Here is a 14,198-nt window from a genome sequence, read left to right on the forward strand (position 1 = left end):
TAGGTGAGAGGTAGTGCAAGCTGCTGCATGGCCTGGTTCGTCAGAGTGCGTTCATACGGCTCTCATGCCCATGGCTTGGGCGCCGGAACGGCGCAGGGGCCGGGCATGTCGATCGACGTGAATGCTGCCGGGCTAACGATTTCAAGATACTCCATGTCTTCCGAGTAGTCGAATAAAAAATGCACGATGCCGGGGCGCTGGTGCACGCAATCGCCGGCCTTGACCAGGGTTTCCTTGTCTTCGTACATGAAGCGGGCCCAGCCCTTGAGCATGTAGACGATATGGAAATCCGCTTCATGGCGATGCCAGCCGGTGCCGACTTCCGGCGCCATGTTGGCCTTCACCAGATGCGCCACCACCTTGCCGCCGGTGGCGGCGGCGATGCCGAGATCGCGGTACAGGAAAAAATCGCGTAGGCCGCCGGACTGGAATTCGGTGTCGCCTTCGCGGACATGCGAAAACAGATTTGTCGAGCTCGTTTCGGTATCCATCGAACGCTCCTTTCATGATTCATCAAGGCCCAGCTCAGAATTCCACATCCAGTTCATTGATATCTTCCGGCTCCAGCTTGGCCGCCTTGATCCATTCCTGCATCTCCGGCATGGCGATGATGCGCTTGCAATAGGCGTTGCAGACCGAATCGAGCTTGACGTCGTAGGTGACGAAGCGGGTCGCCACCGGCGCGTACATGGCGTCGGCCATCGAACGTTCGCCGAACAGGAAGGGGCCGCCGTAGGTAGCCAGGCACTGTTTCCAGATGGTGGTGATGCGCTTGATGTCGGCCTCGGCGCGCGACCACACCTTGAAGTCGGGAAAGCGCGCCTTGATGTTCATCGGCAGCGCCGAGCGCAGCGAACTGAAGCCGGAATGCATTTCGCCGCAGATCGAACGGCAGTGCGCGCGGGCGGCGCGATCCGCCGGCAGCAGGCCGGCCTTGGGGCGGATTTCGTGCAGGTATTCGCCGATCGCCAGCGTATCCCACACCACGATATTGCCGTGGTACAGGCAAGGCACCAGGATCGACGACGACAGCAGCAGGATTTCCGCGCGGGCGTCGGGATCGTCCGGCGAGATGATGTTTTCCTGGAATTCCAGGCCGGAAAATCGGGTCAGCAGCCAGCCGCGCAAGGACCATGACGAATAGTTCTTGCTGGTGATGCTCAAGGTGGTCTTAGGCATGGCAATATTCTTCCGTAGAGGTCGAAAGGGATTGGATTGGCAAACCGTTTGTTAATTACCGAGCAAGCACCGTGCCAGACGTTTGGGCATGGTTATTGCACCTGAAGGGAATGCCGGCATTCCAATAATAGGGTAGTCCCATGACGAAAATTTACCAGGCATATCAGGGCTATGCGGACCTCAGCGACCCCATGCGCATCTTGGCTGGCGCTACTGCACCAATGTTCGGCGCCGGATGGCCGGGCTGGCCGGAGAGCCTGACGCTGCGCAAGCTGGCGGCGGCCTGCGAAGTGTTTGCATGCACCCGGTTGACGCATCAGCGCCCAGCATTCGGGATAAACAGCGCGGAAGACGGCGGCCGCACAGTTTCGGTGCAAGAAGAGGTAGCCGACCAGACGCCGTTCTGCACCTTGTTGCGTTTCCACAAGGAAACCAAGGCTCCACAACCGCGGATCCTGCTGGTGGCGCCGATGTCGGGCCACTTCGCCACCTTGCTGCGCGGCACTGTCATAACCCTGTTGCGCGATCACGACGTCTACATCACCGACTGGCACAATGCGCGCGATGTCGCCCTCAGCGACGGCCGCTTCGGCTTCGACGAATACGTCGCCCACCTGATCCGCTTCATCGAGAAAATCGGCCCCGGCACGCACCTGGTGGCGGTCTGCCAGCCGACCGTGGCGGCGCTGGCGGCGGTCTCGCTGATGGCGGCCGAGCACCATCCGGCGCAGCCGGCCAGCATGACCCTGATGGCCGGTCCGATCGATACCCGCATCAATCCGACCGCGGTCAACGAGTTGGCGAAAAGCAAGCCTATCGCCTGGTTCGAGAAAAACCTGGTGAGCACCGTTCCCGTCCGCTATGCCGGCAGCCAGCGCCAGGTCTATCCCGGTTTTTTGCAGCTGACGGCCTTCATGAACATGAACCTGGAGCGCCACCTGAAAGCCTTCCAGAACCTGTACAACTATCTGGTCGAAGGGGAGGCTGAAAAAGCCGATGCCATCAAGACTTTCTATGCCGAGTATTTCGCCATGTCGGACCTGGCGGCGGAGTTCTATCTGGAAACCGTGCAAAGCGTGTTCCAGGATCATGCATTGCCGCTTGGTGAAATGCAGGCATTAGGGCGTACCATAGATCCGGCAGCGATCCGCCGCACCGCGCTGTTCACGGTCGAAGGAGAAAAGGATGACATCTGCGCGGTGGGGCAGACCGTGGCGGCGCAGGACATGTGCAGCGGCATACGGCCGTACATGAAGCTGCACCATGTGCAGACCGGGGTAGGGCATTATGGCGTCTTCAACGGCCGCCGCTGGGACAATGAAATCTATCCGCGCCTGCGCGAATTCATCCACAGCCATGAGCCGTAGAGCAGTAAGTTTTTTTTCAGTTCGTTGAATATCCGGCAGCAGAATTTTTTCGCTGGCCGATTGATTGATTGTTGATTGTCGCAAAGGATAGCCATGTCGATTCACGTTGCACTCAACCATCTCACTACTTACCGCTACGACAAGGCCATCAGCCTCGGCCCGCAGATCATCCGCCTGCGGCCGGCGCCGCATTGCCGTACCCGGATATTGAGCTACTCCCTGCGGATCTTGCCGCAGCCGCATTTCATCAACTGGCAGCAGGACCCGCAGGCCAACTACCTGGCGCGCCTGGTGTTTCCGGAAAAGACCACCGAATTCCAGATCGAGGTCGACCTGGTGGCGGAAATGTCGGTGCTCAATCCCTTCGATTTCTTTCTCGAACCGTATGCCGAGAAAGTGCCGTTTTCCTACGCTGCGGAATTGCTCAACGAGCTGGAGCCCTACCGCAAGAAACTGCCGGTGTCGCCGCAGCTGCAAAAATTCCTGGATACGGTGCCGCGCGAAAAGACGCGCACTGAAGACTTCCTGGTCAATCTGAACCAGAGCCTGGCGCAGCTGATCAGCTATACCATCCGCATGGAGCCGGGCGTGCAGACGCCGGAACAGACGCTGGACCTGGGCTCCGGCTCCTGCCGCGATTCCTCCTGGCTGCTGGTGCAGATCCTGCGCCACCTGGGCCTGGCGGCGCGCTTCGTTTCCGGCTACCTGATCCAGCTCACGGCGGACCAGAAATCGCTGGATGGTCCCTCCGGAACCGAGGTCGATTTCATCGATCTGCATGCCTGGTGCGAAGTGTATCTGCCGGGCGCCGGCTGGATCGGCCTCGATCCGACTTCCGGCTTGCTGGCCGGCGAAGGCCACATCCCGCTGTCGTGCACGCCGGAGCCGTCGTCGGCGGCGCCGGTGAGCGGCATGGTGGAACCGAGCGAAGTGGAATTCGGCCACGCGATGAGCGTCACCCGCATCTGGGAATCGCCGCGCGTCACCAAGCCTTACAGCGAGCAGCAATGGGAGCAGATCGAAGAACTCGGCCATGCCATCGACGATGACCTCGATGCGCTGGACGTGCGCCTGACCATGGGCGGCGAACCGACCTTCGTGGCGCTCGACGATCCCGAGGGCGACGAGTGGAACACCGCCGCCATGGGACCGGGCAAGAAGCCGCTGGCGGCGCAGCTGTATCACCGTCTGCGCCAGCAATATGCAGCGCAGGGATTGCCGCATTTCGGCCAGGGAAAATGGTATCCGGGCGAACAGCTGCCGCGCTGGTCGCTGAACTGCTACTGGCGCCGCGACGGCGAACCGATCTGGCACACGCCCGGGCTGATCGCCGATGAAACAAAAAAGCAGGCGACCGACGACGGCGTCGCCGAGCGTTTCCTGCACAGCGTCGCCGCGCGGCTGACGCTGGAACGGCAAAACGTCTTCGCCGCCTATGAAGACATCTACTACTACCTGTGGCGCGAACGGCGCCTGGCGATCAATGTCGATCCTTCCGATTCGCGGCTGGACGACAAGCAGGAACGGGCACGCCTGGCGCGGGTGTTTTCGCAGGGCCTGCGCAAGGTCGCCGGCTATGTCCTGCCGCTGGCGCGCAGCGCCGACGAGCGCAGCTGGAAAAGCGGCAACTGGTACCTGCGCGGCGACCACTGCTATCTGCTGCCCGGCGATTCGCCGCTCGGCTATCGCCTGCCGCTCGATTCGCAGCCGTGGGTCAAGGCTGGCGATTATCCCTATGTGCATCAGCCCGATCCGACCCAGCAGTTCCAGCCGCTGCCGGTAGCGCACCAGCAGCGCGACAAGCTGGCGCCGACCACTAGTGCCAAGAGTGCAGCGGCAGCAAGCGATGCGCCGAAATACAGCACGGCGTTCAGCAGCGATCCGAATCTTGCAGCCAAGCTCACCAGCATACCGGCGCCCCTGGAATCGGCCGACCAGATCACGCGCACCGCCTTGTGCGCCGAAGTGCGCAACGGCGTGCTGTATCTGTTCATGCCGCCGCTGGCGCGCCTGGAAGATTACCTGGAGCTGGTGGCGGCGATCGAAGCTACCGCCGAAACCCTGCAGCAGCCGATGCTGCTGGAAGGCTACGAGCCGCCCAACGACCCGCGCCTGAAGAAATTCAGCGTGACGCCGGATCCGGGCGTGATCGAAGTCAACGTCCAGCCCATGCACAGCTGGAGCGAGCTGGTGGCCAACACCAGCTATCTGTACGAGGTGGCGCGCGAGACCCGCCTGACCACCGAGAAATTCATGCTCGACGGCCACCATTCCGGCACCGGCGGCGGCAATCACCTGGTGCTGGGCGGGGCGACTACCGGCGATTCGCCGTTCCTGCGCCGTCCCGACCTGCTGCGCAGCCTGATCAGCTACTGGAACAACCATCCGGCGCTGTCCTACCTGTTCTCGGGCATGTTCATCGGCCCCACCTCGCAGGCGCCGCGGGTCGATGAAGCGCGCAACGATTCGGTGGTGGAACTGGAACTGGCTTTCGCCGAAATGGAAAAGCAGCTGGCCAAGGATAACTGCGCGCCATGGCTGGTGGACCGCCTGCTGCGCAATCTGTTGATCGACGTCACCGGCAACACACATCGCGCCGAATTCTGCATCGATAAATTGTATTCGCCGGACAGCAGCACCGGCCGGCTCGGCCTGCTGGAATTGCGCGCCTTCGAAATGCCGCCGCATGCGCGCATGAGCCTGACCCAGCAACTGCTGCTGCGGGCGCTGGTGGCGCGTTTCTGGAAGACGCCGTACAAGCCGCCGCGCCTGGTGCGCTGGGGCACCGAGCTGCACGACCGTTTCCTGCTGCCGCATTTCATCTGGCAGGATTTCGGCGACGTCATCGACGATCTGCAGCAGGCCGGCTATGCCTTCAAGGCGGAATGGTTCGCCTCCCACTTCGAGTTCCGCTTTCCGAAAATCGGCGACTACGCGGTCAACGGCATTGCGCTGGAGTTGCGCACGGCGCTGGAGCCTTGGCACGTGCTGGGCGAGGAAAACCGTTCCGGCGGCAATGCCCGCTACGTCGATTCCTCGCTGGAGCGGGTGCAGGTCAAGGTGAGCGGCATGGCGCCGGATCGCTACGTCCTCACCTGCAACGGCGTCGCCGTGCCGCTGCAGCCGACCGGCCGCGTCGGCGAGTTCGTCAGCGGCATCCGCTACCGCGCCTGGCAGCCGCCGTCGGCGCTGCATCCGACCATCGGCATCGATTCGCCGCTGACCTTCGACCTGGTCGATACCTGGAACGGCCGCAGCCTGGGCGGTTGCCAGTATCACGTGGTGCATCCGGGCGGACGCAGCTACGACACCTTCCCGGTCAATGCGTTCGAGGCGGAAAGCCGCCGCCTGGGACGCTATTTCCGCCTTAATCACACGCCGGGAACGATGCAGGTGAAGCCAGCAATAGCGTCCGTCGAGTTCCCATTTACGTTAGACTTACGTCACTTCTGACCAACCTCGCCGGTCGGTGGCAGGAAAAGCTGTAGGGCAACTTGTGCAAAGTTGCCCGCCGCTTTTTCCTGCGCTGCAGCAGGTTGTCTTTAACCACTACAAGTGACGCAAGCGATCAACCATGTACCGGCGTTTACTCGAGAGTTATCCTGCTGAGGCCGATCGTTACGACGAAATGCTTGAGGCAGGCGGCCGCCTGCGGCCGCACTGGCGCACCCTGATCGACCAGCTGGAAGACCTTTCTCCGGAGGTGCTGCGGCGCCGCGCGCGCGAGGTGCGCGAAGCCATCGCCGCCGACGGCGTGACCTACAATGTGTACGCCGATCCGCAAGGCGCCAACCGGCCCTGGGAACTGGACCTGTTGCCGCAGATCATTTCCGCCGAAGAATGGCAGACCCTGTCCGCCGCCGTCACCCAGCGCGCCAAGCTGCTCAACGCGGTGCTGGCCGATCTCTACGGGCCGCAGTCGCTGCTGTCGGAAGGTTTGCTGCCGCCGGCGCTGGTGTTCGGCCAGCACGGCTATCTCTGGCCCTGCCGCGGCATCGAGCCGCCAGGCGGCGTCCATCTGCACCTGTATGCGATCGACCTGGCGCGTTCGCCGGATGGCCACTGGTGGGTCATGTCGGACCGCACCCAGGGCCCCTCGGGCGCCGGCTATGCTCTGCAAAACCGCCAGATCATGTCGCGCGCGATGCCGGACACGGTGCGCGACATGCATGTGCAGTCGCTGCTGAAATTTTTCCATACCCTGCACAACAGCCTGAGCGAACTGGCGCCGGCGGGCGGCGAACCGCCGCTGGTGGTGCTGCTGACGCCGGGGCCGTATAACGAAACCTATTCGGAGCACGCCTTCCTGGCGCATACGCTGGGCTTCCCGCTGGTGGAAGGGGCGGACCTGATGGTGCGCGGCGACATGGTCTACCTGAAGACTCTGAGCGGCTTGCGCCGGGTGCATGCGATCCTGCGCCGGCTGGACGACGATTATTGCGATCCGCTCGAACTGCGCGCCGATTCCGCGCTGGGCATTCCGGGCCTGGTGCAGGCGGCGCGCCTGGGCAATGTGCTGATCGCCAATTCGCTCGGCAGCGGCGTGCTGGAATCGGGCGCCTTGCACGGCTTTCTGCCGGCCATCTGCCAGCGCTTGCTGGGCCAGCCGCTGGCCTTGCCGGCGGTGGCGTCCTGGTGGTGCGGCGAAAAGCCGGCGCTGGAATATACGCTGGCCAATCTCGAACAGCTGGTGATCATGCCGGCCTTCCCTTCGATGCGCATGCAGCCGGTCTACGGCCACAGCCTGAACGCACAGTCGCGCCAGCGCGTGATCGACAGCCTGCTGGCTCAGCCGCACGCCTATGTGGCGCAGGAATGGGTGCGCTTGTCGCAGGCGCCGGTCTTGTCGCGCAGCGGCGAGTATCGCTTGATGAGCCGCGCCGTCAGCCTGCGCGTGTTCGTGGTGGCGGCCGCCGACGGCAGCTATCACGTGATGCCGGGCGGCCTGACGCGGGTGGCGCCGCGCCAGCGCAAGGATATCGTTTCGATGCAGCAGGGCGGCGCCAGCAAGGATGTCTGGGTGCTGGGGCAGATGCGGCCGGAAGCCGTCGATGGGGCAACTGCGCCGCCTGAAAACCAGGATGGCCGGCAGCGCGCCCTGCACATCTCGCTAGACACTATCCGCAGCACCGTCGACATCTCATCGCATGCGGGAGAAAACCTGTTCTGGATGGGGCGCTATGCCGAGCGTTGCGACAACCTGGCGCATCTGCTGCGCGCCACCCTGCAGCGCAGCACCGATCTGCAAGGCGATGCGCGCGAGAATTTCTATCAACTGTGCGAGATTTGCCGTGGCCTCGGGATTGCCTTGCCGGCGCTCTCGGCGAGCGGACGGCCGACCATCAGCGCCATGCAGCAAGCCCTGATCGCGGCGGTTGCCGATCCCACTGCCGCCACCAGCATCGCCGCCAATCTGCGCCATTTGCATCATTGCGGCTACCAGGTGCGCGAACATCTTTCGCTCGACAACTGGCATGCCATCAATCGCATGCCGGGCCTGGTGGCTGACAGCGGCGGCGTCGGCGGCATGACGCCAGCCTTGGCGCAGCACATGCTGAACAATGTGATCCAGGCTTGCGTCGGCCTGGCCGGCCACGCGCTGGACGACACCACGCGCGACGAAGGCTGGCATTTCCTGATGCTGGGACGCCACATAGAACGCATGACGCACCTGGCGACCTTGTTCGGCCAGTTCCTGCGGCTGCCGGCGGAAGCGCAGAACAAGATCTTGCCGTGGCTGCTGGAGTCGGCCAACAGCGTGGTCACCTACCGCGTGCGCTACCGGCGCGCGCCGGAGTGGCTGCCGGTCCTGCACCTGCTGGTGTTCGACGCCAGCAATCCGCACGGCATCGCGTTCCAGTTCCAGATGCTGGAGCGCTATCTGAGCGATATTGCAGGGCAGCTGGGGACGCTGAGCATGGATACGCCGGCGCATCTGTCGGCGCTGTTGCGCGAATTCGAGTTGCAGGATCTCAGCCATGATTCGCTGTTCGTGGCGGATGCGCATGCGCGCCTGGTGCAGCTGATGCGCGATGCGATCACCGGCGCCTTTGCCTTGTCCGATGAGCTGGCGCGGCATTTCTTCACGCCGCTGAATGCCCCGGTCAGCCAGGGGGTGTCCTGATGAGCGACTACGTTTACCACATCCGCCACGATACGCATTATGCCTACTCGCAGCCGGTACGGCTGTCGCACCAGATGCTGCGCCTGACGCCGCGTTCGCTGCCGTGGCAGACCTGCACTTCGCACGGCATAGCGATTGCTCCAGAGCCGCAAAACCTGCGCCTGCTGCTGGATAGTTTCGGCAATCCGATGCAGTCGTTTTCGCTGGAGAGCGATCATACCGATCTGCGCGCCATCGCCGATTCCTGGGTGACCTTGACCCAGCGGCAGTTGTCGCCGCCGACGCCGCCGTGGGAGCTGGCGCGTGGCAAGCTGTCTTACCAGGCTGGGCAGTTTTTGTTGCCTGACGACCTGGAGGCGACGCGTTATCTGTTTGAATCGGCGCATGTGCGGATCAAGCGCGAATTCCTGGCTTATGCGATGGAATCGTTTACCCCAGGCTTGTCTCTGCTGGACGGCATCCAGGCTTTGATGACGCGGATTTTCCGGGAGTTTACTTTCGATCCGCTGGCGACCACGGTGTCGACCCCGGTGACTGAGGTGTTTGCTACCCGGCGCGGGGTTTGCCAGGATTTTGCGCATTTCATGTTGTCTTGCCTGCGTTCATTGGGGCTGGCGGCGCGTTATGTCAGCGGTTATCTGCTGACCGAGCCGCCGCCGGGGCAGCCGCGCTTGATCGGGGCGGATGCTTCGCATGCCTGGGTGTCGGTGTATTGTCCTGGCGTCGATGGGCAGGCTAGCAGCTGGATCGATGCCGATCCGACCAATGGCATTTTCCCGGACACCAGCCATATCACTTTGGGCTGGGGCCGCGACTTTCTTGATGTCTCGCCCTTGCGTGGAGTATTGATCGGCGGCGGCCAGCAAACTATGGATGTCGCCGTCACCGTCATGCCGGCACATGAAGCGCCGGGCTTCGGATTCGCGGTCTGAGCAAATGCGCCAAGACCTTGAAATGGCTAACACCATCGACGCGGCAGTCGACTGGGGTCAGAGTTTTTTTTCGCGGCACTTTGCGAAAATTACTCTAACCCCAGTTGACGGGCCACGGAGTACATGCGGCGACATTCGCTTAACCTTCTTCGTTACTCTGATCCGGGCCGCAACTTCTACTTTTTATCATCCCTATAAAATAAAAAGCATATGAAAAAATTCTTCCAGCACTGTCAATTGGCCGCCTGCGCCATGACCATATTTTCGACGCCGGCTCTTTATGCGGCCGCGCCACCGATCGCGCCACAAGTGCAAAACGCCGCACAGGCAAGCTTCAAGGAATGGGCCGAGGTGCTGGCAATTCCCAACGACTCCGCGGTAGCCGCCGATATGCAGCGCAACGCCGCCTGGTTTGAACAGGCTTTTCAGCGGCGCGGTTTTCATGCCAGGCAATTGGCCAATAACGGCAAGCCGCTGCTGTTTGCCGAGTTTCCCAAGAGCGATCCCGCTCTTCCCACAGTGCTGTTTTATGGCCATATGGATGGACAACCGGTCAATCCCTCTGAATGGCAACAGAAAAGTCCGTGGGCGCCGGTATTGAAACAGCGCAATGCCGCAGGCCAGTGGGAAGCCATGCCGCTGGATAAGTTGTTCGCCAAGGATGTCGATCCTGAATGGCGTTTGTTCGCCAGAGCTTCTGCGGATGATAAAGCGCCGATCATGATGCTGCTGGCTGCGATCGATGCACTCAAAGCCGGCGGCAAGACGCCGGCGATCAACGTCAAGGTCATTCTCGACGCGGAGGAAGAAAAAGGATCGCCGTCATTGGGTGGCGTCGTTAAGCGCAATCAGGATTTGTTGAAGTCCGATATGCTGGTGGTGCTGGATGGTCCGATGCACCCCAGCAATCAGCCGACATTGGTGTTCGGCAATCGCGGCATCGTTGTCGGCACTTTGAAGGTTTATGGCCCGAAACAAGATAGCCATAGCGGGCACTACGGTAACTATGCCGCCAACCCGGCGCAATTGTTGGCGCGCTTGCTGGCATCGATGAAAGATGATGAGGGCCGTGTTACGGTTCCCGGTTATTACGATGGCGTCAAGCTGGACGCCGATTCCTTGCGCGTCATGCGCGCGGTGCCGGACGACGAAGCGGCATTGCGCCAGCGTCTCGGAATTGCGGTGGCGGATAAGGTCGGGCAAAACTATCAGGAAGCGATGCAATATCCGTCGCTCAATGTGCGTGGCATGCAATCTGGAGATATTGGCGGGAAGGCGCGCACGATAGTGCCGGCGGTGGCTGTCGCGGAACTGGATCTGCGTACCGTACCTGAAACCGAGCCGGCGGCCTTGGTGGCTTTACTCAAGGGATTTGTGGAGAAGCAGGGTTTTCACCTGGTCAATGGCGAGCCGAGCGATGCGGATCGTGCCCGCTATCCTAAGCTGGCCTCGCTTGAATTCGAGTCGGCGTCGGCTTCCAGCAGCGCGGTCCGTACCGATCTGAATGCGCCAATTGGTCATTGGCTGCGCCGTTCTTTGAGCAAGACCTACGGCAAGGAGCCGGTGCAGATCAGAATGATGGGCGGCACCGTTCCGACCGGTGCGCTGGTCGATGCGCTGAAAGTTCCTTTTGTGATTGTGCCGCTGGTCAATGCCGACAACAATCAGCACAGCGCCAATGAGAATATGCGGCTGGGAAATTACATCAATGGCGTGAACAGCCTTGTGGGCATTCTGTCGGAGCCCTTGAACAGCAAGCCTTGAACGACCTGAAAACTGCCACGACAGCAGTCAATTGGGGTCAGTCTGACCCCATTTGACGTTCTACGGAGTGCGTGCGGTGGTTTTTAAAGAACGGCCTGAGGGTTGCTAAAACGTTCGCTACTCCGTGGAGGCTTGCCGGGAGTGGCCCGGCAGCCAGTCACTTTTTCTTGCTTCGCCAAGAAAAAGTAACCAAAAAGAAGGCGACCGCAAAGCCGTTGCCCTCCCTTCGGTCGGGTCCCCAAATCCGGCGCGTATCAGCCGGGTGAGGGGCAAAACTCGCCTTCGGCTCAAACATGCCCCTCACAATTCCCGGCTGACACGCGCCGGATTTGGCAACGTCTCAATGCGGGGTACGTCAAAAGCAACCGCAACTTCAAAGGCAACGGCAACATCAACCCCAATTGACGGGCTACGGAGTGCATGCGATGGCACGCTAAGAACGGCCTGTGGTTTGATAACGTTTTTGCTAGTCCGTGCAAAAAAAAGCAACCGTAAAATCAACGGCAACTTCAACAGCACTACGGCGCGCGGATTTGATCTACCAGCTTCATCGCGCGCGGGTCTGGTGGAGGCGTCAGCAGGCTGACTACGATCAGGGCCAGCAGGCCGGCTGGTACGCCGAACACGCCGGCTGCCATTGGCACGATGTGGAACCATTGGCCGTTGGCGGAGCCGCCTAGCGACGGATAGGTGTGCAGCATGTAGTACACGCAGGTGACGAAGCCGACCACGATGGCGGCCATGGCGCCTTCCTGGTTGCCGCGCTTCCAGAATACGCCTAGCGCCAGCACCGGGAACAGGGCGGAAGCTGCCAGCGAAAACGCTGCGCCTACCATCGACAGGATGTCGCCGGGCTTCAGCGATGCCGTGTAGGCCGCCAGCAGCGCCACCACCAGCAGCAGCAACTTGGACACCGTGACGCGCTTGGCGGTGGAGGCGTGCGGGTCGATCATCTTGTAGTAGACGTCGTGCGAGAGGGCGTTGGAAATCGTCAGCAGCAAGCCGTCCGCGGTCGACAGCGCCGCCGCCAGGCCGCCGGCGGCGACCAGGCCGGAAATGTAGTAGGGCAGTTTGGCGATCTCCGGCGTCGCCAGCACGATGATGTCGCCGTCCAGCACGATTTCCGACAGTTGCACAATGCCGTCGTGGTTGACGTCGGTGACGCTGACCAGCGGATGGGCCTTGTCGATATTGGCCCAGTACGAGATCCATTCCGGCAGGTGCGCGTAGTCGGAACCGACCAGCGACGTGTAGATATAGTATTTCACCAGCACCGCCAGCGCCGGCACCGTCAGGTAGATCAGCAGGATGAAAAACAAGGTCCAGAATACCGACTTGCGCGTCTCGTGCACCGATGGCGTGGTGTAGTAGCGCATCAGGATATGCGGCAGCGCGGCGGTGCCCAGCATCAGGCAGAACACCAGTGCCAGGAAGTTGTTGCGCTTGATGTCCGAGGCTTCCGGGCTGGCGGCGGCAAACGGCGTGGCTTGCGGAATCGGCGGTTCGGCGCGCGCCAGGTAGCCGGCTTTCTCCTGCTGCCAGCTGCGTTCGGCTTCCTCGGGCGTTTTCGGATAGTTGCTGAGGGCGCGGCTGGCGGCGCGGATCTCGATCAGCGAACCGTTGCTGCGCTTGAGTTTTTCCAGGTACTGCTGGGCCTCTACGCGGCCTTGCTCCCAGGAGGTCGGCAGATTGTGCAGGCGTGCATCGTAGTCGTCGGCCTTGGCCTTGAAGATCTCGCGCACCTGGATTTCCTTGGGATCGGCGTCGAACTTCTTTTCGATATCGGTGATCTGGGTCAGCACCGTGCCGTAGGAAACCTGCGCCAGCGGACTGTGCGTGTGCTGCGTCGACAGCAAGACCACCGGGATCAGGTAGGCGAACAGGATGATGATGTACTGTGCTACCTGAGTCCAGGTGATCGCCCGCATGCCGCCCAGGAAAGAGCAGACCAGAATGCTGGCCAGCCCGAGGAAAATGCCGACCGAGAAATCGACGCCGGTAAAGCGCGAGGTGATCAGGCCGACGCCGTAGATCTGCGCCACCACATAAATGAAGGAAATCAGCACGGTGGCGATGACGGCCAGGATGCGCACCGGATTGCTGCTGGTGCGGCCGCGGTAGCGCGCCGCCAGGAAATCCGGAATGGTGTACTGCCCGAACTTGCGCAGGTAGGGCGCGATCAGCAGCGCCACCAGGCAATAGCCGCCGGTCCAGCCGATGATGTAGGCGAGGCCGTCAAAGCCTTGCAGGTAGAGGCCGCCGGCCAGGCTGATGAAGGTGGCGGCGGAAATCCAGTCGGCCGCGGTGGCCATGCCGTTGAACAGGCCCGGCACGCGCCGTCCCGCTACATAATATTCGGAGACGTCGGAGGTGCGGCTCATGATGCCGATGCCGGCATACAGCACCACGGTGGCAAACATGAACATATAGCCGATCCAGGTGCGCGGCAAGCCTTCCTGTTCCAGGATCGCCAGCACCACCAGCAAGGCGATGAAACCGGCGGTGTACCAGCCGTAGTAGCGCACCAGCCGCCAGAAGAAGGATTTGTCGTTCATCGCGCGCTGCTGTCCGCGTTGTCCATGTTGTCAGCCTGGTGGCGGCGATCAGTCTTGTGCATCCGCCAGGTATAGAGCGCCACGATCAGCAGGTAGCCCAGGGCCAGGCCTTGCGCCGCCATGTAGAACGACAGCGGCCAGCCGAACCAGGTGATGCTTGCCAGTTCTCGGGCAAAGAAGATGACAGCGAAGGTCAGGACGAACCAGACCAGCAGCAGCGCCAGGGTCAGTCGCCTGGTGCTGCGCCAATGGCTGGGAGAGGGGGAAGTCGGCATGG

Annotated in this window: 9 protein-coding genes; 5 read left to right on the plus strand and 4 right to left on the minus strand. The window is 61.8% G+C overall.

Going from position 1 to position 14,198, the window contains the following annotated elements; all coding sequences use genetic code 11:
• Positions 1–62 precede the first annotated feature (62 nt).
• Both AC07V8_RS14565 and AC07V8_RS14570 read right to left on the minus strand, forming a co-directional pair.
• Complete coding sequence (locus AC07V8_RS14565; protein ID WP_494678834.1) at positions 63–491, minus strand: cupin domain-containing protein; 429 nt, start codon at positions 489–491, stop codon at positions 63–65.
• A gap of 34 nt (positions 492–525) precedes the next feature.
• Positions 526–1,179 (minus strand): glutathione S-transferase family protein, encoded by a 654-nt coding sequence (locus AC07V8_RS14570; RefSeq protein WP_098494125.1) that lies wholly within the window; start codon positions 1,177–1,179, stop codon positions 526–528.
• A gap of 140 nt (positions 1,180–1,319) precedes the next feature.
• On the opposite strand from AC07V8_RS14570, the gene AC07V8_RS14575 reads away from it, so the two are divergent.
• The 5 genes from AC07V8_RS14575 to AC07V8_RS14595 all read left to right on the plus strand — a co-directional run bounded on the left by AC07V8_RS14575 (position 1,320) and on the right by AC07V8_RS14595 (position 11,366).
• The gene (locus AC07V8_RS14575; protein ID WP_494678835.1) at positions 1,320–2,546 is read left to right on the plus strand and encodes a polyhydroxyalkanoate depolymerase; all 1,227 of its coding nucleotides are present in this window, start codon (positions 1,320–1,322) and stop codon (positions 2,544–2,546) included.
• Between the two features lie 93 nt (positions 2,547–2,639).
• Positions 2,640–5,999 (plus strand): transglutaminase family protein, encoded by a 3,360-nt coding sequence (locus tag AC07V8_RS14580; protein ID WP_494678836.1) that lies wholly within the window; start codon positions 2,640–2,642, stop codon positions 5,997–5,999.
• Positions 6,000–6,120: 121 nt separating this feature from the next.
• Complete coding sequence (locus AC07V8_RS14585) at positions 6,121–8,670, plus strand: circularly permuted type 2 ATP-grasp protein (RefSeq protein WP_494678837.1); 2,550 nt, start codon at positions 6,121–6,123, stop codon at positions 8,668–8,670.
• On the plus strand, positions 8,670–9,602 hold the full coding sequence (locus tag AC07V8_RS14590) for a transglutaminase family protein (RefSeq protein WP_494678838.1): 933 nt from the start codon (positions 8,670–8,672) through the stop codon (positions 9,600–9,602). The genes AC07V8_RS14585 and AC07V8_RS14590 overlap by 1 nt, the downstream gene beginning before the upstream one ends.
• A 252-nt stretch (positions 9,603–9,854) precedes the next feature.
• Entirely contained in the window at positions 9,855–11,366 is a 1,512-nt protein-coding gene (locus AC07V8_RS14595; RefSeq protein WP_494678900.1) for a M20/M25/M40 family metallo-hydrolase, read from the plus strand.
• A gap of 518 nt (positions 11,367–11,884) precedes the next feature.
• On the opposite strand, the gene AC07V8_RS14600 is transcribed toward AC07V8_RS14595, so the two are convergent.
• Both AC07V8_RS14600 and AC07V8_RS14605 read right to left on the minus strand, forming a co-directional pair.
• The gene (locus tag AC07V8_RS14600) at positions 11,885–13,921 is read right to left on the minus strand and encodes a sodium:solute symporter family protein (RefSeq protein ID WP_494678839.1); all 2,037 of its coding nucleotides are present in this window, start codon (positions 13,919–13,921) and stop codon (positions 11,885–11,887) included.
• A complete protein-coding gene (locus AC07V8_RS14605; RefSeq protein ID WP_494678840.1) occupies positions 13,918–14,196 on the minus strand; it encodes a DUF4212 domain-containing protein in 279 nt (92 codons plus the stop codon). Before AC07V8_RS14605 ends, AC07V8_RS14600 begins: the two co-directional genes overlap by 4 nt.
• Positions 14,197–14,198 lie beyond the last annotated feature (2 nt).

The sequence above is a fragment of the Collimonas sp. GW821-FHT02H07 genome, assembly GCF_059421505.1.

Coding starts and splice junctions, on each gene's coding strand:
- AC07V8_RS14565 (WP_494678834.1), bottom strand. CDS start 491: ATGGATACCGAAACGAGCTCGACAAATCTGTTTTCGCATGTCCGCGAA.
- AC07V8_RS14570 (WP_098494125.1), bottom strand. CDS start 1,179: ATGCCTAAGACCACCTTGAGCATCACCAGCAAGAACTATTCGTCATGG.
- AC07V8_RS14575 (WP_494678835.1), top strand. CDS start 1,320: ATGACGAAAATTTACCAGGCATATCAGGGCTATGCGGACCTCAGCGAC.
- AC07V8_RS14580 (WP_494678836.1), top strand. CDS start 2,640: ATGTCGATTCACGTTGCACTCAACCATCTCACTACTTACCGCTACGAC.
- AC07V8_RS14585 (WP_494678837.1), top strand. CDS start 6,121: ATGTACCGGCGTTTACTCGAGAGTTATCCTGCTGAGGCCGATCGTTAC.
- AC07V8_RS14590 (WP_494678838.1), top strand. CDS start 8,670: ATGAGCGACTACGTTTACCACATCCGCCACGATACGCATTATGCCTAC.
- AC07V8_RS14595 (WP_494678900.1), top strand. CDS start 9,855: ATGACCATATTTTCGACGCCGGCTCTTTATGCGGCCGCGCCACCGATC.
- AC07V8_RS14600 (WP_494678839.1), bottom strand. CDS start 13,921: ATGAACGACAAATCCTTCTTCTGGCGGCTGGTGCGCTACTACGGCTGG.
- AC07V8_RS14605 (WP_494678840.1), bottom strand. CDS start 14,196: ATGCCGACTTCCCCCTCTCCCAGCCATTGGCGCAGCACCAGGCGACTG.